Annotated in this window: 1 protein-coding gene; it reads left to right on the top strand. The window is 30.8% G+C overall.

From position 1 onward, the window contains the following. The first annotated feature begins 350 nt into the window (after positions 1-350). Complete coding sequence (locus N3F66_15055; GenBank protein MCX8125465.1) at positions 351-980, top strand: flagellar basal body-associated FliL family protein; 630 nt, start codon at positions 351-353, stop codon at positions 978-980. Positions 981-1118 lie beyond the last annotated feature (138 nt).

Raw genomic sequence — 1118 nt, 5'->3', positions numbered from 1 at the left:
GCCATATTCAAAGGAAAGGGGCTCGGTGAAATCAAAACCTCTAATATCTTGTTTTGTTTCTCTTATTCTGGATAAAATGTCTTTTGCTAACTCGGGTCTGTGTTCTAATGTTTTTAGAACTGGAATTATATTTGACACATTTAGCTTGCTACAATACTCATTATTAACCATAAAATTTTTTCTTGAGTGGAATGGTTCATGATTCTGGCAAGGTGTGTTTAAATAAATGAAATTTCCATTTTTTAAATAGTTGTATTGAACTTGTTACAAGAATCTCATGTTGAAATTATGTTATAGATCAGGTTACAGAATGATGCTGTTATAATTTTTTTTTTCTGGAGGAGGTTTATATGCAAAAGCATATTTTTATATGGGGTTTTTTATCAATTATAACATCTTTGATTCCTGTTGTCTGCTTTATTTCACCAGTGATTGCTGTGATAACAATTGTTTTGGTTATTATTGAGGTAAAAAAGCAAAATACAAAACTGCTCAATTGGGCATTAGCACTTGCTATTATTGCATTGCCAGTGAGTGTATTCAATTCATTTATTGTTACTCCTGCAGTTACAAATCTTTCAGTTTCAAAGATTATTAATTATTCATATAATGAAACTAAGACTGTAATGGAAGACAGGTATAGTGAAAACCAGGATGTAGTACTGGCACCACCACCTTCACCTCTTGCTCATTACGAATTACCAGCTTTTATGAAAAAAATAAATTCAGGGCAGGATACAATGAGGATAAAGATATCATTGGGTTATGAATCTAATCAGGTATTAAGTGCTGAACTAAATAGTAAAAAAGATCATATCATTAAAATAGTGGATTTTGTCTTTCAGAAAAAAACTTATGAAGACCTTGCATCTGCTGTGGGTATGATAACCTTTGGAGAAGAAATCAAGGAACGTCTTAACAGAGAATTAACTCATGGCAAAATTAAGGAGGTATACTTCCCAGAATTTATTGTGGAATGATGGTGATTTCATTAATAGCTATTTTAACTTCCTCTTTAAAAATTATATGATATTGTTTCTATTCTACTTTTTATAATATTCGATTGAATTGTCTTTCCCTGAGTGTGTAATGTAATTACTTCATCACAAAGTTTTGTA

Source organism: Spirochaetota bacterium (assembly GCA_026414805.1).
Taxonomy (GTDB): domain Bacteria; phylum Spirochaetota; class UBA4802; order UBA4802; family UB4802; genus UBA4802.
Note: the sequence above shows the minus strand (reverse complement) of the source record. Positions and strands in the feature narration are given on the sequence as shown.

Excerpts from the sequence above, each read along its gene's own strand:
- N3F66_15055 (MCX8125465.1), top strand. The coding sequence starts at position 351 with ATGCAAAAGCATATTTTTATATGGGGTTTTTTATCAATTATAACATCT.